The following is a 25,081-nucleotide window of genomic DNA, read 5'->3' on the forward strand; positions in this document are numbered from 1 at the left end:
AACGTGGGCGCGAAGCGCGACCCCGCCGCCCGCGTCGAGGAGCTGCGGCGCGAAATCGAACGCCACAACCGCCTCTACCACGCCGAGGACGCGCCCGAGGTTTCCGACGCCGAGTACGACGCGCTCTTTCGCGAGTTGCAGTCGCTCGAAACCGCGCATCCGGAGCTCCTGTCGCCCGATTCACCGACGCAGCGCGTGGGCGCCGCGCCCGCCGAAGGCTTTGCCGCGGTCGCGCATCGCGTGCCGATGCTCTCGCTCAACAACGCGTTCGCCGACGAGGATGTCGCGAACTTCGATCGCCGCTGCCGCGAAGGCCTGGAACGCGACGCGGTCGAGTACGCGTGCGAGCTCAAGTACGACGGCATCGCGGTGACGCTCGCCTACGAGGACGGCCGGTTCGTGCAGGGTGCCACGCGCGGCGACGGCTCGACCGGCGAGGACGTCACCATCAACCTGCGCACCATCCGCGCGATTCCCTTGCGGCTCGACACGAAGAAGCCGCCCAGGCGCCTGGAGATCCGCGGCGAGGTCCTCATGTACCGCCGCGACTTCGAAGCACTCAATGCCGCCGCGGTGGCCGCCGGTGACAAACCCTTCGTGAATCCGCGCAACGCGGCAGCCGGGGGACTACGCCAGCTCGATCCGCGCCTCACCGCCGCGCGACGCCTCTCGTTCATGGCCTACGGCATCGGCGCGCATGAAGGCTTCACGATGCCCGCGACCCACGCGAAGCTGCTCGAGGCGATCGCGGCCCTGGGATTTCCCGTGGCGAGCGACCGCAAGACCGTGCGCGGCGCCGAGGGCCTGCTCGAGTTCTATCGCGCGGTCGGCGAGAAGCGTCCGAAGCTTGCCTTCGACATCGACGGCGTGGTCTACAAGGTGAATGCCTTCGCCGACCAGGCCACGCTGGGCTTCGTTTCCCGCGCGCCGCGCTTCGCGGTCGCGCACAAGTTTCCCGCTGAAGAGGCCACGACGGAGCTCGTCGACATCGATGTCCAGGTGGGTCGCACCGGCGCGGTCACGCCCGTCGCGCGCCTGAAGCCCGTGTTCGTGGGCGGCACCACGATCACGAATGCCACGCTGCACAACGAGGATGAAGTTCGGCGCAAGGAAGTGTGGCGCCGCGACACCGTCGTCGTGCGCCGCGCCGGGGACGTGATTCCCGAGGTCGCGCGCGTCGCGAAGGCCGGGCCGCGCGAGAAAGCCGACTGGTTCGAGATGCCGACGAAGTGCCCGCAATGCGGCTCGGCGATCGCGCGCCTCGAGGAGGAATCGGTCGCGCGCTGCACCGGCGGCCTCATCTGTCCGGCGCAGAGGAAGGGTGCGCTGCTGCACTTCGCCTCGCGCCGCGCGATCGACATCGAAGGCCTGGGCGACAAGCTCGTGGACCAGCTCGTCGACGGGCAGGTGGTGCGCACCCCGGCCGATCTCTACAAGCTGGGCGTGGCGGCACTCTCCGAGCTCGAGCGCATGGCGGAGAAGTCCGCCGCGAACGTGGTCACCGCGATCGAGCGCAGCAAGGACACCACCCTCGCGCGTTTCATCTACGCGCTGGGTATCCGCAACGTCGGCGAGGTGACCGCGAGGGATCTCGCGCGCCACTTCGGTTCGCTCGATGCGCTCGTGCACGCCGACGTCGCGCGCCTCGAGGAAGTGCCCGATGTCGGGCCCATCGTCGCCGAATCGATCCACGCCTTCTTCGCCGAGCCGCACAATCGCGAGGTGATCTGGCAGCTGCGCGCCGCGGGCGTGCATTGGAAGGAAGGCGCAGGCGTGGCGCCGAAGGTGAGCGACGGACCCTTCGCAGGTAAGATTGTGGTCCTGACCGGAACGCTTCCGGGCATGTCGCGCGACGAAGCGAAGGAACGCATCGAAGCCGCCGGCGGCAAGGTGAGCGGCTCGGTGTCCAAGAAGACCGATTTCGTCATCGCCGGCGACGAAGCCGGATCGAAACTCGACAAGGCGCGCGAGCTGGGCGTCACCGTACTGGACGAAGTGCAATTCCTCGAGATGCTCAAATGACTCGACCCGTCACCAAGGCCGTCTTTCCCGTCGCGGGCCTGGGCACGCGCTTCCTGCCGGCGACGAAAGCCTCGCCCAAGGAGATGCTGCCCATCGTCGACAAGCCGCTGATCCAGTACGCGGTGGAGGAGGCGGCGGCCGCGGGCATCACCGACATGATCTTCGTCACCGGCCGCGGCAAGCGCGCGATCGAGGACCATTTCGACAAGGCCTACGAGCTCGAAGCCGAGCTCCTCGCCCACGGCAAGAACAAGCTCCTCAAGGAAGTGCGCGGCCTCCTGCCCGCGGGCGTGACGTGCTCGTACGTGCGCCAGGCTGAAGCGCTGGGCCTGGGCCATGCGGTCCTTTGCGCGCGACCGCTGGTGGGCGACGAACCTTTTGCCGTGATCCTCGCCGATGACCTGATCGACGCCAAGGTCGCGGTCATGAAGCAGATGACCACGCGCTTCGCCGAGCACGGCGCGAGCATTCTCGCGGTCCAGAACGTCGATCGCTCGGAGACGGGCTCCTACGGCATCGTGTCCGCCGAGTCCTTCGCGACGAGGCTCTCGCGCGTCACCGCGATCGTCGAGAAGCCCAAGCCCGCCGACGCGCCCTCGACGCTCGGCGTGGTCGGCCGCTACATCCTGACCCCCCGGATCTTCCATTACCTCGAGAACCTGCGTCCCGGCGCGGGGCGCGAGATCCAGCTCACCGACGCGATCGGCCGGCTGATGCGCGACGAGAATGTCCTCGCGCTCGAGTTCGAAGGCCGCCGCTACGACTGCGGCAGCAAGCTGGGGTACCTGAAGGCGACCCTCGACTACGCGCTCAAGCACCCCGAGCTCGCCGAGGATTTCCGCGCCTATGTCGAATCCGTAGCCAAGTCTCGATGAGGACGTCTCGATGAAAGCATCCGAAGCGCAAGCACTCCTTGATGGCGCGGACCTGATCTGCTCCGCGGAGGAAGTTCACATTGCCGTCGCGCGGCTCGCGCAGGAGATCAGCGCCGAGCTGAAGGGGGAATTCCCGGTGGTGCTGTCGGTGATGGGCGGGGCCGCGGTCTTCACCGGCCAGCTCCTGCCGCTGCTCGCCTTTCCCCTCGAGTTCGGCGCGATCGAAGTGACCCGCTACGGCAACACCACGCAGGGCCGCGAAATCACCTGGCGCCTTGCCCCGCGCGACAACGTGCGCGGCCGCAAGGTGCTCGTGGTCGACGACATCCTCGACGAGGGCATCACGCTCGCCGCGATTCACGCGAAGCTCCTCGAGATGGGCGCGGAAAAGGTGTGGAGCGCCGTGTTCGCCGACAAGGCGATCGCGAAGGAAAAACCCATCCACGCGGACTTCGTCGGCGTGACCGTTCCCGATCGCTACGTCTTCGGGTTTGGTATGGACGCCTATGGCCTGTGGAGAAACCTTCCCGCGATCTACGCGCTCAAGGGCTGAGCCCGCATGATCGCCATCATCGGGGGCTCGGGCCTCACGCAACTCGAGAACCTCGCGATCACCGCCAAGCAGATCGTGCGCACGCCCTACGGCGAGCCTTCAGGCCCGATCACCTTCGGGCGCATCGGTGCGGTGGATGTCGCATTCCTCGCGCGCCACGGCTACGGCCACACGCTCGCTCCCCACGAGATCAACTACCGCGCCAACCTGTGGGCGCTGCATTCGAAGGGCGTGAAGCGAGTGATCGCCGTGTGCACCGTGGGCGGCATCCATGCGCAGCTCGGTGCAGGCGCGATCGCGGTGCCCGACCAGATCATCGACTACACCTGGGGCCGCAAGTCGACGTACTTCGAAGGCTCGGAGCAGCCGGTGACGCACGTGGACTTCACCACGCCGTTCTGCGAGACCACGCGGCAGATGGTGATCGCCGGCGCGAAGGATGCCGGCGTGGCCCTGGTTGCGGGCGGCACCTACGGCGCGACGCAGGGTCCTCGCCTCGAGACGAAGGCCGAGATCGACCGCCTCGAGCGCGACGGCGCGACGATGGTGGGGATGACCGTCATGCCTGAAGCGGCACTCGCCCGTGAGCTGAGCATCTCCTATGCGGCGCTTGCGGTGGTGGTCAATCCCGCGGCGGGCCGGGGTACCAGCGCCAAGGGCATCGACATGGACGACATCGCGCGGATCATCGAGACCACGATGGCCAAGGTGCGGCTGGTCGTGGCGAAGGCGGTGGAGCTCCATGTCCGCTCGTGAAGTGCTGCGGATGGGGGACCCGGTGCTGGCGCAGGTCGCCAGGCCCGTCGAGAAATTCGGCACGCCCGAGCTTGCCGAGCTGGTCCAGGACATGAAGGACACGATGGCCGCGAAGAATGGCGCCGGCCTCGCCGCGCCGCAGATCGGCGTGTCGCAGCGCGTGGTGATCTTCGGCGTGGGCAGCAACCCGCGCTACCCCGACGCCGAGGAAGTCCCGTTCACCGTGCTCGTCAATCCGAAGATCGAGTTCCTCACGAAGGAGATCGAGGAGGGCTGGGAAGGCTGCCTCTCGGTCCCGGGCATGCGCGGCGTGGTCCCGCGGTTCACGAAGCTTCGCTACACGGGCTTCGACGAGCACGGCGCGCCGATCGACCGCATCGCCGAGGGCTTCCACGCGATCGTGGTGCAGCACGAGTGCGACCATCTCGATGGCATCCTGTATCCGATGCGCATGACGGACATGAGCCGGTTCGGCTTCACCGACGTGCTGTTTCCCGACATGGAGGTCGTAGATGACTAGAACCCTTGCAATAGTTGCCGCCCTGGCGGCCCTGCCTGCTTCGGCGCAGCTCTACAAATGCCAGGGACCCGACGGCAAGGTCGTCTACAGCGACCAGCGCTGCGAATCGAAATCGACGACCGCGAACGTCCCGGGCGCGACCAACAACGCGAACCGGCCAACGCTTCCGGCGGCGGGTGCGGACAAGGCGGCAGACAAGGCCGCGCCCGAGAAGGGTGTGGGCGTCACCCCCGGCACGACCGGCCAGGCCCTTCCCGAAGTGCCCATGGCAGCCCCGGCCGCCGCCCCGGCCGAGGCCAAGCCTGCCGGCCTGACCTCCGCCCAGCAGGAGCGGATCCGCGACCTGCAGCAGACGGCGTCCCGAACCGGGGCCACTGCGGAACAAAAGACGGGCGCGCAACTCGAAATCGACAACATCCGCCGGGGCCGCGAGTCGCGTCTAAGTTCGGACGATCGCAGCCGGCGCGACTCCCTCACGGTGGACCTGGGAAGCGTCGATGCGAAAAAGCGCGCCGCCGCATTGCGGGAGTTGCGAAGCCTCTATTACTGAGGAGGGCCCATGAACGCTGAAGTCCAAGTACCGGCACCGGACCTGTCCGCCGACACCCGCTACACCCACATCATGTACGCGCTGCACCTGCTCGCGCCGTTCACGGCGTGGATCCTCGCCGTGGTGGCGATCATCATGGGCATCGTCAAGAGCGACGACATTCGCGGCACCTACCTCGAGTCGCACGTCAGGTGGCTCTCGCGCACGTTCTGGTTCGGCCTGCTGTGGATCGTGGTCGCCTGCGTGCTCACCTGGATCCTGATCATCTCGCTGGTGGGGATCCTGGTGGCGTGGATTCCGGGTCTCGCGCTCTTCGTCTGGTACATCTACCGCGTGATCAAGGGCTGGCTCACGCTCAACGACGGCAAGCCGATCGCATGACGCGTCGCTGGCTCGCGGCCGTCGGCCTGCTGTTCGCGGCGACGTTCGCCTTGGCGCAGTACCAAGGCCCGGGCGGCGGCGGCCGAGGGGACAAGTCGCGCATTCCTCCGGGGAAGACGCGCGAGGATCCCACCAACCCCCGGCTGCGCGGCGTTCCCGATCCGATGATCGCCATCGAGCGCGAGCTGCCGTCGCTCGCGACGGACCTGAACCTCGCACCCGAGCAGAAGGGACTGTGGCGCGCGTTCGAGCGATCCGTGCGTGATGTCGCGGAGCTCTCTCGCCAGCGCACGAAGAAGCTCACGGCGGAGCGGCCGCTCGACGCGCCCGCACCTGCGGCGGCGGCCATCCTTTCGGCGCTCGCCGACGATGACCGCATCCGTTCCGAAGCGATGGTCGATGTGATGACCTGCCTCAAGGCCGTGCAGGAAACGATGACGCCGACGCAGCGCTCGATGTTCGACCGGCGCGTGCATCTCGCGCTGTCGGAGCCGCTCGGGATGCAGTAAATAAGTGGGGTCAGACTCGACTTAATTTGATTCTGGGGATAACTGGAGCCCGACCCAGTTGTCCCCAGAATCAAATTAAGTCGAGTCTGACCCCACTTATTTCTAGGCGGAGACGATCTTCTCGAGGGAGGCCGCGATCCGCGCGCGGCCTTCGGGCGTTCCCAGCGCGGCGCCATTCATCACGAACGCATCCTCGGCGCGCGCGCCCAGCGTGGTGACGCGCGCGTCGATGAGGTTGAGCTCCTGCAGGTGCAGCTCGCGTGCGAGTGCGAGCAGCAGGCCCGGGCGGTCCGCGCAGCTCACCGTGATCATCCAGCGGCCGGGGCGGCGATCCGGAGTGATCGTCACCTTCGGTTCGATCGGGAAGTGCTTCACCCAGCGTGAGACGCGTCCCGGGGAGGAAGACTCGGGCGGCCCTCCCGCGGCGATGCGCGCGACGAGGCCCGATTCGATCTTCTGCATGAGGTCGCGGTAATGCTCGCCAGTGGCGCGCGAGCGGGGCAGCACCTGGAAGCTGTCGAGCGCGAACCCGTGCGAGGTCGTGTAGATCTTCGCGGCGGCGACGTCGAACTGCATGCGCTCGAAGAAGCTGGTGATGCGCGCGAACACGCCGGGTTGGTCGGCGGCGTAGACCATCACCTGCAGGCCTTCCCCGATCGGCGACAGGCGCGCTCGCACGATCGGTGCATCCGGCGTCACGCGCGACCAGAGCGTGCGCGTGTGCCAGCCGATCTCGTTCGCCTCGAAGCGCTGGAAGTAGTGGTCGTCGAGCTGCTTCCAGAAATTCTCGTGGCGCCCCGGATCGGGCACGTACTGCTGGAAGATCCGCAGCGCCTCGTCCTTCTTGCCCGCGACCCACGAATCCGCGAAGTCGGCTTCGCCGCGAAGCACGCGGCGCGTGATCTTGAAGAGGTCCTCGAGCAGCTTGCCCTTCCACGCATTCCACACCGCGGGACTCGTGCCGCGGATGTCGGCGACGGTGAGGATGTAGATCGCGGTGAGCGTGCGTTCGTCCTTCACGAGGGTCGCGAACTGCGAGATCACTTCCGGGTCCGAGATGTCCTGCTTCTGCGCGGTGGCCGACATGACGAGGTGCTGCTCGACGAGCCACGTGACCAGATCGATGTCGGGCTTCGAGAGGCCGTGTTCCTTGCAGAACCGCGCCGCGTCGCGCATGCCGAGCGTCGAGTGATCGCCGCCGCGCCCCTTCGCGATGTCATGGAAGAGGGCGGCGAGGTAGAGGACTTCGGGCCGGGCGAACTCCTGCATGAGCTGCGACAGGAACGGGTACTCGTGGTCGAACTTCCTCCGCGCGAAGCGCCGCAGGTTCCGCAGCACCATGAGGATGTGCTCGTCCACGGTGTAGACGTGGAAGAGGTCGTGCTGCATCTGGCCCACGATGCGGCCGAACGCGGGAAGGTAGCGGCCGAGCACGCCGTAGCGGCTCATCCGGCGTAGCGTCCACGTCAGGCGGTCGGAGCGCAGGATCTCCATGAAGAGCCGGCGGTTCTCGGGCTCCTCGCGGAATGACCGGTCGATGCGCGGCAAGGCCCTGGAGAGCGCGCGCAGCGTGTTGGCGGCGAGGCCCGCGATCTTGCGATCGTCCTGCAGCTTGCGGAATGTCTCGAAGATCTTGCCGGGCGAACGCTCGAAGAGGTCTTCGTCGCGAAGGGCCAGCGTGAAATTCGCGACCTCGAAGTCCTCGTCGATCTGCGTGACCTTGCGCTCGGACGCGGGCGTCACGTGGTCGAACAGGTTCGCGAGCAGGATCTGGTTGAAGCGCCAGATCGCCTTGGCCGCGAGGTAGTAGCGGCGCATCAGCAGGTCCGAGGGCGCCATCGCGCCCTTGCCCTTCAGCTTGAGCTGGCGCGCGATCTCGATCTGGTGATCGAAGACGATGCGGTCCTCGCGCCGGCCCGCGAGGTAGTGCAAGCGGATGCGAAGGTCGGTCTGCACGCGCTCGTTGATCGTGATGCTGGCCGCTTCGCGCGGCGTGATGATGCCCGCGGCCGCGAGCTCCTTCCACGATTGCCCCAGGCCCGCCGCGCGCGCGAGCCACAGCACCATCTGCAGGTCGCGCAGCCCTCCGGGGCTCTCCTTGATGTTGGGCTCGAGGTTGTAGGCCGCATCCTGGAAGCGTTCATGGCGGCGCTTCTGCTCCTGGAACTTCGCCTCGAAGAACGCGCGCACGCTGCGCTGCTCGCGCAATCGCGTGTCGAGCGTGCGCATCAGCTCGGGATCACCCGCGATCTGGCGCGATTCGATCAGGCTCGTATCGACCGTCACGTCCTTCGCGGCTTCCTCGACGCATTCGGCGATCGTGCGCACGCTGTGGCCCGGCTCGAGGCCGCAATCCCAGAGCATGCCCACGAAGCGTTCGACCGCCGCGTCGGCCGTGCGGCCGTCGGGCAGCAGGACGAGGACATCGACGTCCGAGTGCGGAAAAAGCATGCCGCGGCCGTAGCCACCCACCCCGACGAGCGAGAGCGTGGGATCCGAGATGCATTCGGACCAGATGCGTTGCAGCAGGAGGTCAACGAAGGTGGCGTGCGCGGCGAGCAGGCGCTGCGGGTCGCCCCGGCGGAAGAATTTTTCGCGCAGCTCTTCGCGGCGCGCCTTGATCCAGCCACGCAGCTCGACCGGGGTGCTGCCCGCGCCGGTGCGCGGGGTGCGCGCCCGGGCGGGGGCGGCCGCCGAATCGCTCATGGAACCGGGGGGTGACTCAGGCGGTGATCGCCGAGCCCGTGCCGACGAAGGCCGGCGGCGGGGGCGAGCCCGCGGACACCGTGAGGACCTCGAAGCCGTCCTCGGTGACCGCGCACGTGTGCTCCCACTGCGCCGAAAGGCTGTGGTCGCGCGTGACGATGGTCCAGCCGTCGCCGAGCTGGCGGATATCGCGCTTGCCGGCGTTCACCATCGGCTCGACGGTGAAGATCATGCCCTTCTTGAGCTCCACGCCCTGGCCGGCGCGGCCGTAATGGAGCACCTGGGGCTCTTCGTGGAAGCGCTTGCCGATGCCGTGGCCGCAGAACTCGCGAACGATGCTGTAGCCCTTGCCCTCGGCGTGCTTCTGGATCGCGGCACCCACGTCGCCCAGCGTGGCGCCCGGGCGCAGCAGCGCGATGCCCTGCCACATGGCCTCGTAGGTGGTCTCGCAAAGGCGCTTGGCCTGGATGGACGGTTCGCCCACGTAGAACATGCGGCTCGTGTCCCCGTGCCAGCCGTCCTTGATCACCGTGATGTCGATGTTCACGATGTCGCCGGCCTTGAGGACCTTGTCGCCGGGGATGCCGTGGCAGACCTGGTGGTTCACCGAGGTGCAGATCGAGGCCGGGTAGGGCCGATGGCCGGGCGGGGCGTAATTGAGGGTGGCGGGCACCGTCCCCTGCACCTTGACCATGTAGTCGTGGCAGAGGGTGTCGAGCTGGAGGGTGGTGACGCCCGGCTTGACATGAGGGGTCACGAAATCGAGCACTTCGGCCGCGAGGCGGCCGGCGATGCGCATCTTCGCGAGCTCTTCGGGCGTCTTGAAAGTGATGGCCAAGGTCGTACGTTCCTGGAGGGTCTGCGAATTATACCGCCGGGGTCCCCTGCGGGAGGCAGAACTGTTTGAAAAATGGGGTGTTTTTCGGCTATAATCTTGGGCTAGCTGGGGCACGAAGGGTTGTCCTTCAAGACCGGCTAAATCCGCACCCCGCCCTAAGGCTAAGGTGCTCTGAGTTCGATCGAACGACAGGGTCGAGTTCCGGGGCTAACAGGCGGGGGAGGTACAACCTTAACCGTGAAGGAGTAGTACATGTCTGTGACCATGCGCCAGATGCTGGAGGCCGGCGTCCACTTCGGCCACCAAACGCGCTTCTGGAACCCGAAGATGGATCCGTATATCTTCGGCGCCCGCAACAAGATCCACATCATCAACCTCGAGAAGTCGCTTCCGATGTACCAGGAAGCGCTCAAGTACGTGCGTCAAGTGACCTCGAACAAGGGCAAGATCCTGTTCGTCGGCACCAAGCGCCAGGCCCGCGAGATCGTGAAGGAAGAAGCCATCCGCGCCGGCGCCCCGTACGTCGACTACCGCTGGCTCGGCGGCATGCTCACGAACTTCAAGACCGTGAAAGCGTCCATCAAGCGTCTGCAGGACATGGACCAGATGGTCGTCGACAACACGATCGAGAAGCTCTCCAAGAAGGAACAGCTCAACTTCACGCGCGAACGCGAGAAGCTCGAACGCTCGCTTGGCGGCATCAAGGACATGGGCGGCGTGCCCGATGCGCTCTTCGTGATCGACGTGGGCTTCCACAAGATCGCGGTGACGGAAGCCAAGAAGCTCGGCATTCCCATCGTCGGCGTGGTCGATACCAACAATTCGCTCGACGGCATCAACTACATCATCCCGGGCAACGACGACTCGACGCGCGCCATCCGCCTGTACGCCCGCGGCGTGGCCGATGCGATCCTCGAGGGTCGCAGCCAGGTCATCACCGAAATGGTCGCACCCGCCTCCGAAGACTTCGTCGAAGTCGAAGAGGCCGAAAAGGCTTAACGGGTCCCGTGAGGGATCCCGACAAGAAAAAGGGGCGGTCTTGCCCCTTTTTCGCATGTGAATCGGAATTGGAGAACGGCAATGGCGGAAATCACCGCAGGATTGGTCAAGGAACTGCGCGAGCTCACCGGGCTCGGCATGATGGAATGCAAGAAGGCGCTGGAAGAAGCCGGCGGTGACATCAAGAAGGCCGAGGAGCTGCTGCGCATCAAGAGCGGCGCGAAGGCGAGCAAGGCCGCCGGGCGTGTCGCGGCCGATGGCGCGATCGGTTCGTACCTGTCGCCCGATGCCAAGCTCGGCGCCCTGGTCGAGGTGAACGCCGAGACCGACTTCGTCGCGAAGAACCCGGATTTCGAAAGCTTCACCAAGGACGTGGCGAAGCTCGTGGCCGAAAAGAGCCCGGCCGATGTCGCTGCACTGTCGGCACTCTCGATTGGCGGCGAGACCGTCGAATCGCTGCGCCAGAAGCTCGTGCAGAAGATCGGCGAGAACATCAACGTGCGCCGCTTCGAGCGCATCCAGTCCAACGGCAAGGTGATCTCGTACATCCACCCGGGCGCCAAGGTCGCGGTGCTGGTGGACCTCGAGGGTGACGAGGCCGTGGCGAAGGATGTCGCGATGCACATTGCCTTCGCGAAGCCCCAGTTCTTCACGAAGGACCAGGTGAACCCTGACGTCGTCGCCGCCGAGCGCAAGGTGATCGAGGCGCGCGCGGCCGAATCCGGGAAGCCGCCGGAAATCGTCGCGAAGATGGTCGAGGGCGGCATCAACAAGTTCGTGGGCGAAATCACGCTGCTCGGCCAGCCGTTCGTGAAGGACGACAAGCAGACCGTGCAGAAGATGCTCGACGCGAACAAGGCGAAGCTCCACGGCTACCGCTACCTCGTGGTGGGCCAGGGCATCGAGAAGAAGCAGACCGACTTCGCGGCCGAAGTGGCGGCGATGTCCAAGGGAAACGGCTGAGCATGTCGACGCCGGCCTACTCGCGCGTCCTCCTCAAGCTCAGCGGCGAAGCGCTGATGGGCGACGATGCCTTCGGCATCAACCGGGCGACGGTCGAGAAGATCGTCGCGCAGGTGAAGGAGGTCGCGGAGATGGGCGTGCAGATCGCCATCGTGATCGGCGGCGGCAACATCTTCCGCGGGGTCTCGCAAGGGGCCGCCGGGATGGACCGCGCGAATGCCGACTACATGGGCATGCTGGCCACGGTCATCAACGCGATCGCCCTGGGCGACGCGATGAACCGCGGCGGCCTGATCGCGCGCGTGCAATCCGCGCTCAGCATCGAGCCCGTGGTCGAGCCCTACATCCGCGGCAAGGCCATTCGCTACCTCGAAGAAGGCAAGGTCGTGATCTTCGCGGCCGGCACCGGCAACCCGTTCTTCACGACGGACACCGCCGCCGCACTGCGCGGCCGCGAGGTCGAGGCGCAGATCGTGCTGAAGGCCACGAAGGTCGACGGCGTGTACACGGCCGACCCGATGAAGGACAAGACGGCGACGCGTTATCACAAGATCACCTTCGACGAGGCGTTCGTGAAGAACCTGAAGGTGATGGACGCGACGGCGCTGGCACTTTGCCGCGACCAGAAGCTGCCGATCAACGTCTTCTCGATCTTCAAAGAGGGCGGCCTGAAGCGCGTGATCATGGGTGAGGACGAAGGTACCTTGGTTCATAACTGAGGCGACGAGGAGGGTGGAGATGGCTGGTTCGATTGCCGAGATCAAGAAGCAGGCGACCGAGAAGATGGCGAAGTCGGTCGACACGCTCAAGCACGACCTCGCCAAGGTCCGCACGGGGCGGGCGCACGCGGGGCTGCTCGATCACCTGCGCGTGGACTACTACGGCACCGAGATGCCGATCAACCAGGTGGCCAACATCACGCTCTCGGATGCGCGCACGATCTCCGTGCAGCCCTGGGAAAAGAAGATGGTCCAGATCGTCGAGAAGGCGATCCGCGACTCCGACCTCGGCGTGAACCCCGCCACCTCCGGCGACATGATCCGCGTGCCCATGCCTGCGCTCACGGAAGAGCGCCGCAAGGAGCTCACGAAGATCGTGAAGCACGAGGGCGAGAACGCGAAGGTCGCGGTACGCAACATCCGCCGCGACGCGAACACCCACCTCAAGGCCCTGCTCAAGGAGAGCGAGGTCTCCGAGGACGAGGAGAAGCGCGCGCAGGACGAGGTCCAGAAGATGACCGACAAGTCGATCGCGGACATCGACAAGCTCGTCGGCGACAAGGAAAAGGAACTGATGGCCGTCTAAGGCCATCGCCGGACCGCCCCGATGGCCGAGTTCGAAAGCTCCACGCAGGCAGTGCCCGAAACGGGCGTGGTGCCGCGCCACGTCGCGATCATCATGGACGGCAACGGCCGCTGGGCGAAGAAGCGATTCCTGCCGCGCGTCGCCGGTCACCGCAAGGGCGTGGAAACGGTGCGCGACGTGGTCAAGTCGTGCATCAAGAGCGGCGTGGAGTACCTCACGCTCTTCGCGTTCTCCAGCGAGAACTGGCGCCGCCCGCCCGAGGAAGTCTCCTTCCTCATGCAGCTCTTCCTGCGTTCGCTCGAGAACGAGGTCGAGAAACTCCATTCGAACGGCATCCGCTTCAAGGTGATCGGCGAGATCGACGCGTTCGACCCGCGCATCGTGGAACTCATCCGCCGCGCCGAAACGCTCACGCAGGACAACCGCCGCCTCACGCTCACCGTCGCCGCGAACTATGGCGGCCGCTGGGACGTCCTCAACGCCGCCAACCGCGCGCGCCAGGACGATCCGCACGCACCCATCACGGAAGAGCGCCTCGCGCCCTACCTCTCGATGAGCTACGCGCCCGAGCCCGACCTCTTCATCCGCACAGGCGGCGAGCAGCGCGTGTCCAATTTCCTGCTGTGGCAGCTCGCCTACACCGAGTTCTATTTCACCGATGCGCTGTGGCCCGATTTCGGCGCCGAGGCGCTCGAGACGGCGTTCAACTCGTACCGGCGGCGCGAACGGCGCTTCGGCCGGACCAGCGAACAGCTCGCGGAAGACGAGCCGATGCCGCGGGTTGGCTGAGCGGCGCCCGCGATGCTGCGCACGCGCGTCATCACCGCCGTTGCCGTGCTGCCCGTCGTCCTGGGCATGCTCGCCTGGGCGCCGCACTGGCTCTGGGCCGGATTCGCCGCGCTGATCGCGCTCGTCGGCTGCTGGGAGTGGTCGCGCATGTGCGGGCTCGCCACCACCGCGCAACGCGGATTCCTCGTCTTCTCCGGCACGATCGCCGGCACGCTCGTCGCGCTCTACGTTGTCTCCCCCGGCCAGCTCTACCCGGCCGTCGCGCTGGCACTGCTGTGGCTCGCCGCGGCGTTCTGGGTAGTCGCCGTGCCGGTGTGGCTCGCGAAGAAGCTTCGCCCCGCGCCCTGGACGCTCGCGTTCGCCGGCTGGATCACGCTGTGGCCGATGTGGGTCGCGCTCGTGGATCTCCGCGATCGCGGCCGCTGGCTGCTGCTCGCCGCCGCGCTCATCGTGTGGATCGCCGACATCGCCGCGTACTTCGCGGGACGCCGCTTCGGCAAGAACAAGCTCGCACCCGCGATCAGCCCGGGCAAGACCTGGGAAGGCGTCTACGGCGCGCTCGCGGGTGTGCTCGCCTACGGCCTCGTGCTGCTCGTGTGGTCCACGGGCAGCGTCGCCCCGACCTCGTGGTGGATCGTCTTCCTCACCGCGCTCCTCGCGCTGACCGCGGCCTCGATCATCGGTGATCTCTATGAATCGTGGATCAAGCGCGGCGCGGGCGTGAAGGATTCGAGCAACCTGCTGCCGGGCCATGGCGGCGTGCTTGATCGCATCGATGCGCTTTGCTCGACGCTGCCGCTCGCCGCGTTGCTAGTGTCGTACAAGGGCGTTTGAGATCATGTCCGCAGATAAACGCCGATAAACGCAGATGAAAAAAAGACTGGCGATACTCGGCTCCACCGGCTCCATCGGCGCGAACACGCTCGATGTGGTGGCGCGCCACCCCGATCGCTACGAAGTCGTGGCACTCGCCGCCGGAAAGAACGACGCGAAGCTCCTCGCGCAGTGCGCGGAGCACAAACCGAAGTACGCAGTGCTCGCCGACGAGCAGGGCGCGGAGCGCCTGCGCGCGGCCCTGAAGGAACGCGGCCTCGACACCGAAGTGCTGCAAGGCCCCGACAAGCTCGAGCGCGTCGCGACACTTCCCGAGGTCGATGCCGTGATGGCGGCGATCGTCGGTGCGGCCGGGTTGCCCTCGACCATCGCGGCCGCGCGCGCGGGCAAGCAGGTGCTGCTCGCCAACAAGGAAGCGCTGGTCATGTCCGGCCCGCTCTTCATGCGCGCGGTGGCCGAAGGTGGGGCGACGCTGCTCCCGGTCGACAGCGAACACTCGGCGATCTTCCAATCGCTCCCGCGGGGATTCGCGTGCGGGCGCGCGGGCGAGATCGAGCGTGCCGGCGTGCGCCGCATCCTCCTCACCGCTTCCGGCGGTCCGTTCCGCACCACGCCGCCCGAGCGCCTCACGCACGTGACGCCCGAACAGGCGTGCGCGCATCCGAACTGGGTGATGGGCCGCAAGATCTCGGTCGATTCGGCCACGATGATGAACAAGGGCCTCGAAGTGATCGAGGCGCACTGGCTCTTCGCGAGCCCGCTCGCCGCCATCGAAGTCGTGATCCATCCGCAGAGCGTGATCCACTCGATGGTCGAATATCACGACGGCTCGGTCGTGGCGCAGCTGGGCGCGCCCGACATGCGCACGCCGATCGCCTGCGCGCTCGCCTGGCCCGAACGCATCGCCTCGGGTGCCGAGCCGCTCGATTTCGCCACGGTGGGCCGCCTCGATTTCGAACCGCTCGACCCGGCGCGCTTTCCCTGCGTCGGCCTCGCCGCCGAAGCCATCGCGCAAGGCGGCACGGCACCGGCGGCGCTCAACGCCGCGAACGAGATCGCGGTCGAGGCTTTCCTCAACCGCCGCCTTAAATTCACCGACATCGCCCGCGTGATCGAGAACGCACTGGCCGAAGTCGCGGTCGAAGAGCTGCACGATCTGGACCAGGTCTACGCCGCCGATCTCGAAGCACGCGCCTTTGCCACCCGTTCCATCGCCCGGCTCGCTCGCGGCGACGTTCTCGCCGCCGGACTACCCGTCAAATGACCACCGCCTTCGTCACGATCATCGCGTTCCTCGTCACCGTCGGCGTGCTCGTCGTCGTGCACGAGTACGGCCACTACCTCGCCGCACGCCTGATGGGCGTGAAGATCCTGCGGTTCTCCGTGGGCTTCGGCAAGACGCTCTGGAAGCGCGAGCTCGGACCCGATCGCACCGAGTGGGTGCTCGCGGCCATTCCGCTCGGCGGCTACGTGAAGATGCTCGACGAGCGCGAGGTGGACGTGCCCGCGCACGAGATTCCCCGCGCCTTCAACCAGAAGAGCGTCGCGGCACGGATCTTCATCGTCCTCGCCGGCCCCGCGGCCAATTTCCTGCTGGCGTTCGTCCTCTACTGGGCGCTGTTCATCGCCGGCATGCCGGGCATCAAGCCCGTGCTCGGCGATGCCCTGCCCAACACGGCGGCGGCCCAGGCGGGCTTCAAGAGCGGCGACACGGTTCGCGCCATCGGCGACGAGCCCGTGTACACGTGGATCGACGTGCGCTGGTACCTGCTCAAGGAAGCGGTGCGCCGCGGCACGGTGACGGTCCAGGTCGAAGGCCCGGACGGCAGCTCGCGCGGCGTGCGCAGCCTCGACCTGGGCGGCCTCACCGCCGACGACCTCGACCAGGATTTCCTCGTGAAGCTCGGCCTTCGCCCCTACCAGCCGCAGGTGAGCGCGACGATCGGCCGCGTGGTGAAGGGCGGCGCGGCGGAGCGCGCGGGGCTGCGCGAAGGCGACCGCATCGTCGGCATCGACGGCCGCAAGGTCGATACGTGGATCGCGTTCACCACCGAAGTCCGCGCCAGCGCGGGCAAGACGCTGCGGCTCGAGGTCGAGCGCGGCGCGCATCGCTTCGAGCTCACCGCCGTGCCCGAGGCCGTGGGCGAGGGCGCGGCACGCGCCGGTCGCCTGGGCGTCGAAGCGGGCCCGGAGCTCAAGCGCGAGTACGACCGCATGACCACGACCGTGCGCTATGGGCCGGTGGAATCGGCCACGCGCGCCGTCGCGAAGGTGTGGGATCTCTCCGTTTTCAGCCTGAAGATGCTCGGCCGCATGATCGTGGGCGACGTCTCGTGGAAAAACCTCTCGGGTCCGATCACGATCGCCGACTATGCGGGCCAATCGGCGCAACTGGGCTGGATCTCGTTCCTGGGCTTCCTCGCCCTCGTGAGCGTGAGCCTCGGCGTCCTCAACCTCCTGCCCATTCCGCTGCTGGATGGGGGGCACCTGGTGTATTATTTGGCCGAAATCGCGAAGGGCAGCCCCGTCTCCGAGCGCACCATGGAAATCGGGCAGCGCGTAGGCATCGCGGTCCTCCTGGGCCTCACATTCTTCGCCTTCTACAACGACCTGAACCGACTGTTCTTCGGCTGAACCCCTTGATGCTTCCCCGGCTCTTCCAGTCCCTCGCGTTCTTTGCCGGGATGCTCGCAGCAGCGCTGCCGGCGCAGGCCGTGCAGCCGTTCACGATCCGCGACATCCGCGTCGAAGGCGTGCAGCGCACCGAAGCGGGCACGGTCTTCACGTACCTGCCGCTCAAGGTCGGTGACCGCATCGACGACGAAAAGTCCGCGCGTGCGATCAAGGCGCTCTATGCAACCGGTTTCTACTCCGACGTTCGCCTCGAAGCCGACGGCGATGTCCTCATCGTCTTCGTGCAGGAGCGGCCCGCGATCGCGCAGATCGACATCGAGGGCGCGAAGGAATTCACGAAGGACAACCTCAAGGACGGCCTGAAGCAGGCGGGCATCGCCGAGGCGAAGATCTACGACAAGTCGCTGCTCGACCGCGCCGAGAAGGAAATCAAGCGCCAGTACACGAGCCGCGGCTACTACGGCGCGAAGGTGACCACGACCGTCACGCCGCTCGAACGCAACCGCGTGTCGCTGCGGTTCGACATCGAGGAAGGCGACGTCACCAAGATCGCCGACATCAACATCATCGGCGCGAAGGATTTCAGCGAGCGCGAGCTCCTGCGCACGATGAAGCTCACCACGCCCGGCTGGCTCACGTGGTGGACGAAGGACGACCAGTATTCCAAGCAGCAGCTCACGGCCGATCTCGAGTCGCTGCGCTCGCACTACCTCAACAAGGGCTACCTCGAGTTCAACATCGAGTCGACCCAGGTCTCGATCACGCCCGATCGCGAGAAGATCTACATCACGATCGTGATTACCGAAGGTCCGGTCTACCGCCTGGGCGACATCAAGCTCGCCGGCGACCTCATCGTGAAGGAAGAAGAGCTCCGCGCACTCCTGCTCGCCAAGCCGGGCGACACCTTCTCGCGCGAGAAAATCGTCGATTCGAGCAAGCGAATCACCGACCGCCTCGGCAATGACGGCTACTCGTTCGCGAACGTGAACCCGGTGCCCGAAGTCGATCGCGAGAAGCGCCTGGCGGTGTTCACGTTCTTCGTCGATCCGGGCCGGCGCGTGTATGTGCGCCGCGTGAACGTCGCGGGCAACCAGAAGACGCAGGACGAGGTCGTGCGCCGCGAGATGCGCCAGCTCGAAAGCTCGTGGTATTCGCTCGAGAAGATCTCGCGCTCCAAGGAGCGGCTGCAGCGCACCGGCTACTTCCAGGAAGTGAACATCGAGACCCCGGCCGTTCCGGGCACGAGCGACCAGGTGGACGTGAACGTCAACGTCACCGAGCGCAACACCGGCCAGTTCACCTTCGGCCTGGGCTACTCCGGCGCCGAAGGCGTGACGCTGCAGGCCTCGGTGTCGCAGTCGAACATCCTGGGCACGGGCAACCTGCTCGCCTTCCAGGTGAACAACGGCGAAGTGAACAAGGTCTACTCGTTCACGTACATGAACCCGTACTGGACGGCCGACGGCGTGGCGCGCGGCTTCGACTTCTTCCGCCGCGACGTGAACACCCAGAGCCTCTCGGTCGCGGACTACCGCACCTATTCGACCGGCGCGGGCATGCGCTTCGGCGTCCCGATCTCCGAGTACGACGGCTTCCAGCTGGGCTTCACGTACGAAATCACGAAGCTCGCGATCGACGCGTTCAGCCCGATCCGCTACCAGCAGTTCGTGAACGAGTTCGGCGAGAAGTCGGACACGTTCCGCACCAACTTCGCCTTCGCGCGCGACACCCGAGACAGCCTGATCTGGCCCACGCGCGGCACGTACAACGAATTCGCCCTCGAAGTCGGCCTGCCGCCCGCGGACCTCACGTACTACCGCGCGACCTTCCAGACCCAGTACCTGTGGACGCCCGAGCGCTTCCCCTGGCTCACGTTCTTCGCCAACGCCGAATTCGGCCTGGCCGACGGGTACAAGGACAAGCCGTTGCCGTTCTTCAAGAACTTCTACGCCGGCGGCACGGGCAGCATCCGCGGCTTCGAGTCGGCGAGCCTGGGCCCCAAGGACATCAACGGCGACAACCTCGGCGGCGACCGGCGCTTCGTGGCGAACTTCGAAGTGCTCTTCCCGATGCCGGGCAACAAGGAAAAGAATGTTCGCCTGGGGGCCTTCATGGACATGGGCAACGTCTGGGGTCCGGGCGAAAAGATCAGGACCCAGGACCTGCGGGCATCGGTCGGCGCGGCGGTGGCATGGGATTCGCCCATGGGCCCGCTGCGGTTCTCGCTGGGCTACCCGATCAAGAAGCAGGAAGGGGACCTGACGGAAAGGTTCCAGTTCCAGCTGGGCAAGATATTCTAGGGGCCATGGACGCCCCCGGACTGCGAGGCACGTGATGAGACTGGCGATCCTGTGGATGGCGGCGCTCCTGGCGCTGCCGGTGGTCGCGGTGGAGATGAAGATCGGTTTCGTGAACACCGAGCGCGTGTTCCGCGAGGCCACGCCCGCCAAGCGCGCGCAGCAGAAGCTCGAGCGCGAATTCGCCGCACGCAACGCCGAGCTCTCCAAGATAGAAAAGCAGGGCCGGGACCTCCAGACGGAGCTCGAGCGCGAGACCGTGACGCTCTCCGAGAGCGCGCGCCGCGAGAAGGAACGCACCCTCGCCGACATCAGCCGCAACTTCCAGCGCATGCAGCGCGAGATCCGCGAGGACCTCAACCTGCGCCGCAACGAGGAGCTCGCGAGCGTCCAGGAACGCGCCACGCGCGTGATCAACCAGATCGCCGAGCAGGAAAAGTTCGACCTTGTCGTGCAGGAGGCCGTGTTCGCGAGCACCCGCATCGACATCACCGACAAAGTCATCCGGGCGCTCTCGGACAAGTGATCCGCCTTGGCCGCGCCGCCCTCCCTCAGCCTTCGCGACATCGTCGCGCGCCTCGGCGGTGAAGCCGTCGGCGAGGCCGCCGCGCCCCTGACGGGCGTGGCCACGCTCGAATCCGCCGGTCCCTCGCAGATCGCATTTCTCGCGAACCTGCGCTATCGCAGCCAGCTTGCCGCCACGAAGGCCGGTGCCGTGATCCTCGGCCCGGACGAGCGCGAAGCGACCAGCCTTCCGCGCATCGTCACGCCCAATCCGTACGCCTACTACGCCCGCACCGTCGCGCTCTTCAACCCTGCGCCGGCGGTCGTTCCCGGCATCCATCCCACCGCGCAGATCGACGCTTCCGCGCGCGTGGCGAAAAGCGCGGAGGTTGGCGCCTTCGTCGTGATCGGTCGCGGCGCGAAGGTCGGCGAGCGTGCGGTCATCGGCGCCGGCTGCATCCTCGGCGAGGACGTGACCGTGGGCGAAGACACACGCCTGCATCCGCGCGTGACGATCTACGAAGGCTGCAGCCTCGGCGCGCGCGGCATCGTGCATTCGGGCGTGGTGATCGGTGCCGATGGGTTCGGCATGGCGCCCGACGCGGGCCGCTGGGTGAAGATTCCGCAGGTGGGCGCGGTGCGCATCGGCGACGACGTCGAAGTCGGCGCCAACACCACGATCGACCGCGGCGCGCTCGACGACACGGTGATCGAAGAGGGCGTGAAGCTCGACAACCAGATCCAGGTCGGCCACAACTGCGTGATCGGCGCGCATACGGTGATCGCGGGCTGCGTCGGGATCGCGGGCAGCGTGCGCATCGGCAAGCGCTGCCTCATCGGCGGCAAGGCGGGCATCACGGGCCACCTGCAGATCTGCGACGGCGTGACGGTGTCGGCGATGACGCTCATCACGAAGTCGATCACCAAGCCCGGCGTCTACACGTCGGTTGCGCCGTTCATGCCACACGCAGACTGGTTGAAGTACGCCGCGCGCATTCGCCACGGCGCAAGGGGGGAGAGTGACCGTGAGCACGATGACCATTGAGGAGATCAAGCAGTATCTCCCGCACCGATATCCGTTCCTGCTGATCGACCGCGTCACCGAGATGGATCCCGGGAAGCGCATCGTCGCGGTGAAGAACGTGACGATGAACGAGCCCTTCTTCCAGGGGCACTTTCCCCACTACGCGGTGATGCCCGGCGTATTGATCATCGAGGCGATGGCCCAGGCCGCGGCCGTGCTCTCGCTCAAGTCCGCCGGCATCAAGAACGACGGCAAGAACGTCTACTACTTCGTCGGCATCGACGGCGCGCGCTTCAAGAAGCCCGTGGTCCCCGGCGACACGCTGATGATCGAAGTCGAGCAGGTGCGCGAATCGCGCGGCATGGTGAAGTTCAAGGCGGTCGCGAAGGTCGAAGGGCAGGTGGCTTCGGAAGCGGAGCTGCTTTGCGCGCTGAGGAGCCTGGAGTAACGAACGTAACTGTCATCCTGAGGGTCGCAGACCCGAAGGACCTGCTTGAGTGTTTTAATTGTTAAACCCCTCAAGCAGGTCCTTCGTCGCTTCGCTCCTCAGGATGACATTGCGATATTGATGACACCGTTCTAGATGACACCGTTCTAGATGACACCGTTCTAGATGACACCGTTCTAATGGCCACCATCCACCCCACCGCCATCGTTCACCCCAAGGCGCGCCTTGGAAAAGACGTTTCCATCGGCCCGTACTCGGTCGTCGATTGCGACGTGGAGGTCGGCGACCGCACGGCGATCGGCGCGCACACGGTGATCACCGGCCACACGACGATCGGCCGCGAGAACAAGATCTTCCATTTCTGCTCGATCGGCGAAGCCAACCAGGACAAGAAGTACGCGGGCGAGCCCACGCGCCTGGAGATCGGCGACCGCAACACGATTCGCGAGTACTGCTCGCTCAACCGCGGCACGACGCAGGACACGGGCGTCACGCGCATCGGCAGCGACAACTGGATCATGGCCTACTGCCACGTCGCGCACGATTGCGTCGTGGGCAACCACACGACCTTCGCCAACCACGCCACGCTCGCGGGCCACGTGCACGTGGGCGACTGGACCGTGCTCGGCGGCTTCACCGGCGTGCACCAGTTCGTGAAGATCGGCGCTCACGTCATGACGGGTGTCTCGAGTGTGGTGCTCCTGGACATCCCGACATACGTGATGGTGGGCGGCAACCCGCTGGCACCCTACGGCATCAACGCCGAGGGCCTCAAGCGCCGCGGCTTCTCGCCGACCGCGCTCTCCGCGTTGAAGCAGGCGTACAAGACGCTCTACAAGTCCGGCCTCACGTTCGCCGAAGCGCGCGCCGAGCTCGAGAAGCAGGCCGCGGTCGCCCCCGAGGTCCGGGTGCTGGTCGACTTCCTCGGGACCGCCACGCGCGGCATCGTGCGCTAAGGCCCATCGAACAATGACTCGCGTCGCGATCGTCGCAGGCGAAGCTTCCGGCGACCTCCTCGGCGCTGCGCTCATCCGCGCGGTTCGTTCTCGCAATCCGGACGTCCAGTTCTACGGCATCTGCGGCCCGAAGATGATGGCCGAGGGCGCGACCACGCTTTTCCCGATGGAGAAGCTTGCCGTGCGCGGCTACGTGGAAGTACTCAAGCATTTCCGCGAGATCCACGGCATTCGTTCGCAGCTCGCACGGCGCCTGCTCGCCGACAAGCCCGACCTCTTCATCGGCGTCGACGCGCCCGACTTCAACCTGGCGCTCGAGGCGAAGCTCAAGGCCGCGGGCACGCGCACCGTGCATTTCGTGAGCCCGTCGATCTGGGCGTGGCGGGCGAACCGCATCCACGGCATCAAGCGCGCGGTCGACCGCATGCTCGCGATCTTCCCGTTCGAGGAAGCGATCTACGAGAAGGCGGGCATTCCGGTGAGCTACGTGGGCCATCCGCTGGCCGATACGATGCCGGTGAACCCGGATCGCACCGAAGCGCGCGCGCAGTTGCGCCTTCCGTCCTTCGCAGTGCCGGTCGCGTTGCTGCCGGGCAGCCGCATGAGCGAGCTCGAGGCACATGCGGACCTCGTGATCGACACCGCGAGCAAGCTCGCCGAGACGCGGCCCGACGTGCGCTTCTTCGTGCCGCTCGCCACGCGCGAGACGCGCGACTATTTCGAGACGCGCCTGCACATCAAGGGCGCGCAGGAGCTCCCGCTCACGATCCTCTTCGGCCACGCGCGCCTGGCACTCACCGCCGCCGATGTCGCGCTTGTCGCGAGCGGCACCGCCACGCTCGAAGCCGCGCTCGCAGGCTGCCCGATGGTCATCACCTATCGCATGCCCAAGCTCACCTACTGGCTGATGAAACGCAAAGCCCTGTTGCCTTACGTGGGCCTGCCCAACATCCTCGCCGGCGAATTCCTCGTCCCCGAGCTGCTGCAGGACGACGCGACGCCCGTGAACCTCGCGCAAGCGCTGGGCAACTGGCTCGACCACAAGGACGCGCGCGAGAAGCTGCGCGATCGCTTCGCGGACATGCACCGCAGCCTCGCGCAGGGCCACGACGAACGCCTCGCGCTCGCGCTGCAACCCTACCTGTGAGCGCGTGCCTGCGCCTTTGCGGTGTCGACGAAGCGGGCCGCGGCCCGTTGGCGGGCAGCGTGTACGCGGCGGCGGTCATCCTCGATCCGGATCACCCCATCGACGGCGTGGCCGATTCCAAGACGCTCACCGCGGAAGTACGCGAGGAGCTGGCGGTGGAAATCCGCGCGCACGCCATCGCCTGGGCGATCGCTTCGGCGAGCGTCGAGGAAATCGACCGCATCAACATCCTCCAGGCCACGCTCGCCGCGATGCGCCGTGCGGTCGAGGCGCTGCCCTTCGCACCCGATGAGGTGTGCTTCGACGGCCTCTACCATCCGCCGCTCGCGATGACCTGCCGCGCGATCGTGAAGGGCGACAGCCTCGTGCCCGCGATCTCCGCCGCCTCGATCCTCGCGAAGACCGCGCGCGACGCGGAGATGCGCCAGCTCGAGGACCGCTTCCCCGGCTACGGCTTCGCGAAGCACAAGGGCTATTGCACGCCCGAGCACATGCTCGCCATTGCGATGCTCGGTCCCTGCGAGATCCATCGCCGCAGCTTCGACCCGGTGCGCACCTTGCTGCAGCAGGCGAGCCTCCCGTTCTGATGAAGGCCATCACCTCGCGCGACAACGCCGGCTACAAGGCGATGGCGAAGCTCGTCGCCAGCACCGCGGAACGCAAGCGCCGCGCGCTTTCGGTGCTCGAGGGCGCGCACCTCGTTGCCGCGTTCCTCGATTCGGGCCGCGAGCTCGACTCGCTGATGGTGAGCCGTTCGGCGCTCGAACGCGCCGAGGTCGCCGCGCTCGCCGACCGCGCGCACCCGGCCGCCGTCACGGTGATTTCGGACGCGCTCTTTGACGCGCTCTCGACGCTCGACTCGGCCACGGGCGTGATTGCCGCCGCACCCACGCCCGAAGGCGTGGCGGTCCCTGCGAATGCAAGCCTCGTCGTGCTGCTCGAGGACGTGCAGGATCCGGGCAACGTCGGCACGCTTTTGCGCAGTGCCGCGGCCGTCGGCGCGGGCCACGTGATGCTCTCGAAGACCTGCGCCTTCGCCTGGTCGCTCAAGGTGATCCGCGCGGGCGTGGGGGCGCACTTCGCGCTCAACATCGTCGAGGACGCGGACCTCGCGGCCTGGCTCGCGGCGTTTCGCGGCAAGTCGGTGGCACTCGCGGGCGGCGCGAAGGAATCGATCTACGACCTGGACCTCACAGGCCCCCTCGCGATCATCGTCGGCAACGAAGGCGCGGGCGTGAGCGAATCGCTGATGCGCGCCGCCACGAAGCGCGCTCGCATTCCGATGCCGGGACGCATGGAATCGCTCAACGCCGGAGTCGCGGGTTCGGTTGCCCTCTTCGAGGCGCTGAGGCAAAGGCAATCATCCGCAGATAAACGCGGATAAACGCAGATGAAAGGCGATGGAAGAATGGAGCTCATCGATTCTGCGTTCGGCTTCGAGTCATCCATGTACCATTTGCCCGTCGTTGCC

Annotated in this window: 26 protein-coding genes; 24 read left to right on the forward strand and 2 right to left on the reverse strand. The window is 66.5% G+C overall.

The window, feature by feature from the left end; all coding sequences use genetic code 11:
- Positions 1–3: 3 nt before the first annotated feature.
- From ligA to DSM104440_RS04800, 8 genes are read left to right on the forward strand one after another with little or no spacing between them, the layout of a single operon-like run.
- Positions 4–2,022 carry an NAD-dependent DNA ligase LigA gene (gene ligA, locus DSM104440_RS04765; RefSeq protein WP_171160922.1) on the forward strand — a complete coding sequence of 673 codons (2,019 nt, stop codon included), beginning with the start codon at positions 4–6 and terminating at the stop codon, positions 2,020–2,022.
- Complete coding sequence (gene galU / locus DSM104440_RS04770) at positions 2,019–2,897, forward strand: UTP--glucose-1-phosphate uridylyltransferase GalU (protein ID WP_171160923.1); 879 nt, start codon at positions 2,019–2,021, stop codon at positions 2,895–2,897. The genes ligA and galU overlap by 4 nt, the downstream gene beginning before the upstream one ends.
- A gap of 10 nt (positions 2,898–2,907) precedes the next feature.
- Positions 2,908–3,450, forward strand: a complete 543-nt coding sequence (locus DSM104440_RS04775; protein ID WP_171160924.1) for a hypoxanthine-guanine phosphoribosyltransferase — start codon at positions 2,908–2,910, stop codon at positions 3,448–3,450.
- Between the two features lie 6 nt (positions 3,451–3,456).
- Complete coding sequence (locus DSM104440_RS04780; protein ID WP_171160925.1) at positions 3,457–4,206, forward strand: S-methyl-5'-thioinosine phosphorylase; 750 nt, start codon at positions 3,457–3,459, stop codon at positions 4,204–4,206.
- Positions 4,193–4,726, forward strand: a complete 534-nt coding sequence (def, locus tag DSM104440_RS04785; protein WP_171160926.1) for a peptide deformylase — start codon at positions 4,193–4,195, stop codon at positions 4,724–4,726. The genes DSM104440_RS04780 and def overlap by 14 nt, the downstream gene beginning before the upstream one ends.
- Positions 4,719–5,276 carry a DUF4124 domain-containing protein gene (locus tag DSM104440_RS04790; RefSeq protein WP_171160927.1) on the forward strand — a complete coding sequence of 186 codons (558 nt, stop codon included), beginning with the start codon at positions 4,719–4,721 and terminating at the stop codon, positions 5,274–5,276. The genes def and DSM104440_RS04790 overlap by 8 nt, the downstream gene beginning before the upstream one ends.
- Before the next feature lie 9 nt (positions 5,277–5,285).
- Positions 5,286–5,657 carry a DUF4870 family protein gene (locus DSM104440_RS04795; protein ID WP_171160928.1) on the forward strand — a complete coding sequence of 124 codons (372 nt, stop codon included), beginning with the start codon at positions 5,286–5,288 and terminating at the stop codon, positions 5,655–5,657.
- Entirely contained in the window at positions 5,654–6,166 is a 513-nt protein-coding gene (locus DSM104440_RS04800; protein WP_171160929.1) for a Spy/CpxP family protein refolding chaperone, read from the forward strand. Before DSM104440_RS04795 ends, DSM104440_RS04800 begins: the two co-directional genes overlap by 4 nt.
- 102 nt (positions 6,167–6,268) lie before the next feature.
- On the opposite strand, the gene DSM104440_RS04805 is transcribed toward DSM104440_RS04800, so the two are convergent.
- Together DSM104440_RS04805 and map are read right to left on the reverse strand one after the other, a co-directional pair.
- Positions 6,269–8,872 (reverse strand): [protein-PII] uridylyltransferase, encoded by a 2,604-nt coding sequence (locus tag DSM104440_RS04805; protein WP_171160930.1) that lies wholly within the window; start codon positions 8,870–8,872, stop codon positions 6,269–6,271.
- Between the two features lie 16 nt (positions 8,873–8,888).
- Positions 8,889–9,710, reverse strand: coding sequence for a type I methionyl aminopeptidase (gene map / locus DSM104440_RS04810; RefSeq protein ID WP_171160931.1), 822 nt, complete (start codon positions 9,708–9,710; stop codon positions 8,889–8,891).
- A gap of 252 nt (positions 9,711–9,962) precedes the next feature.
- Here map and rpsB point away from each other — a divergent pair, with 252 nt between their 5' ends.
- From rpsB to DSM104440_RS04890, 16 genes are all read left to right on the forward strand, one after another.
- Positions 9,963–10,709: a 30S ribosomal protein S2 gene (gene rpsB / locus DSM104440_RS04815; RefSeq protein ID WP_171160932.1), complete on the forward strand. Its 747-nt coding sequence runs from the start codon at positions 9,963–9,965 to the stop codon at positions 10,707–10,709.
- A gap of 81 nt (positions 10,710–10,790) precedes the next feature.
- Entirely contained in the window at positions 10,791–11,672 is an 882-nt protein-coding gene (gene tsf / locus DSM104440_RS04820; protein WP_171160933.1) for a translation elongation factor Ts, read from the forward strand.
- A 2-nt stretch (positions 11,673–11,674) separates the two neighbouring features.
- The gene (gene pyrH / locus DSM104440_RS04825) at positions 11,675–12,391 is read left to right on the forward strand and encodes a UMP kinase (RefSeq protein WP_171160934.1); all 717 of its coding nucleotides are present in this window, start codon (positions 11,675–11,677) and stop codon (positions 12,389–12,391) included.
- 19 nt (positions 12,392–12,410) lie between these two features.
- Positions 12,411–12,977, forward strand: a complete 567-nt coding sequence (frr, locus tag DSM104440_RS04830) for a ribosome recycling factor (RefSeq protein ID WP_171160935.1) — start codon at positions 12,411–12,413, stop codon at positions 12,975–12,977.
- 21 nt (positions 12,978–12,998) lie between these two features.
- Entirely contained in the window at positions 12,999–13,766 is a 768-nt protein-coding gene (gene uppS / locus DSM104440_RS04835; protein ID WP_171160936.1) for a polyprenyl diphosphate synthase, read from the forward strand.
- 12 nt (positions 13,767–13,778) lie between these two features.
- Positions 13,779–14,600 carry a phosphatidate cytidylyltransferase gene (locus tag DSM104440_RS04840; RefSeq protein ID WP_171160937.1) on the forward strand — a complete coding sequence of 274 codons (822 nt, stop codon included), beginning with the start codon at positions 13,779–13,781 and terminating at the stop codon, positions 14,598–14,600.
- Positions 14,601–14,634: 34 nt separating this feature from the next.
- Complete coding sequence (ispC, locus tag DSM104440_RS04845; RefSeq protein WP_171160938.1) at positions 14,635–15,864, forward strand: 1-deoxy-D-xylulose-5-phosphate reductoisomerase; 1,230 nt, start codon at positions 14,635–14,637, stop codon at positions 15,862–15,864.
- Positions 15,861–17,234, forward strand: a complete 1,374-nt coding sequence (gene rseP, locus DSM104440_RS04850) for an RIP metalloprotease RseP (RefSeq protein ID WP_171160939.1) — start codon at positions 15,861–15,863, stop codon at positions 17,232–17,234. The genes ispC and rseP overlap by 4 nt, the downstream gene beginning before the upstream one ends.
- 8 nt (positions 17,235–17,242) lie before the next feature.
- Positions 17,243–19,534, forward strand: a complete 2,292-nt coding sequence (gene bamA / locus DSM104440_RS04855; RefSeq protein WP_171160940.1) for an outer membrane protein assembly factor BamA — start codon at positions 17,243–17,245, stop codon at positions 19,532–19,534.
- Between the two features lie 34 nt (positions 19,535–19,568).
- A complete protein-coding gene (locus DSM104440_RS04860; RefSeq protein WP_171160941.1) occupies positions 19,569–20,057 on the forward strand; it encodes an OmpH/Skp family outer membrane protein in 489 nt (162 codons plus the stop codon).
- 6 nt (positions 20,058–20,063) lie between these two features.
- The gene (gene lpxD / locus DSM104440_RS04865; protein ID WP_171160942.1) at positions 20,064–21,080 is read left to right on the forward strand and encodes a UDP-3-O-(3-hydroxymyristoyl)glucosamine N-acyltransferase; all 1,017 of its coding nucleotides are present in this window, start codon (positions 20,064–20,066) and stop codon (positions 21,078–21,080) included.
- Positions 21,070–21,507, forward strand: a complete 438-nt coding sequence (fabZ, locus tag DSM104440_RS04870) for a 3-hydroxyacyl-ACP dehydratase FabZ (protein WP_171165680.1) — start codon at positions 21,070–21,072, stop codon at positions 21,505–21,507. Before lpxD ends, fabZ begins: the two co-directional genes overlap by 11 nt.
- Before the next feature lie 179 nt (positions 21,508–21,686).
- The gene (gene lpxA / locus DSM104440_RS04875; protein ID WP_171160943.1) at positions 21,687–22,463 is read left to right on the forward strand and encodes an acyl-ACP--UDP-N-acetylglucosamine O-acyltransferase; all 777 of its coding nucleotides are present in this window, start codon (positions 21,687–21,689) and stop codon (positions 22,461–22,463) included.
- A gap of 13 nt (positions 22,464–22,476) precedes the next feature.
- Positions 22,477–23,610, forward strand: coding sequence for a lipid-A-disaccharide synthase (gene lpxB / locus DSM104440_RS04880; protein ID WP_171160944.1), 1,134 nt, complete (start codon positions 22,477–22,479; stop codon positions 23,608–23,610).
- Positions 23,607–24,197, forward strand: a complete 591-nt coding sequence (rnhB, locus tag DSM104440_RS04885; RefSeq protein ID WP_171160945.1) for a ribonuclease HII — start codon at positions 23,607–23,609, stop codon at positions 24,195–24,197. Before lpxB ends, rnhB begins: the two co-directional genes overlap by 4 nt.
- Positions 24,197–24,994 carry a TrmH family RNA methyltransferase gene (locus tag DSM104440_RS04890; protein ID WP_171160946.1) on the forward strand — a complete coding sequence of 266 codons (798 nt, stop codon included), beginning with the start codon at positions 24,197–24,199 and terminating at the stop codon, positions 24,992–24,994. The genes rnhB and DSM104440_RS04890 overlap by 1 nt, the downstream gene beginning before the upstream one ends.
- Positions 24,995–25,081: the final 87 nt, after the last annotated feature.

This window comes from Usitatibacter palustris, from assembly GCF_013003985.1.
Lineage (GTDB): Bacteria > Pseudomonadota > Gammaproteobacteria > Burkholderiales > Usitatibacteraceae > Usitatibacter > Usitatibacter palustris.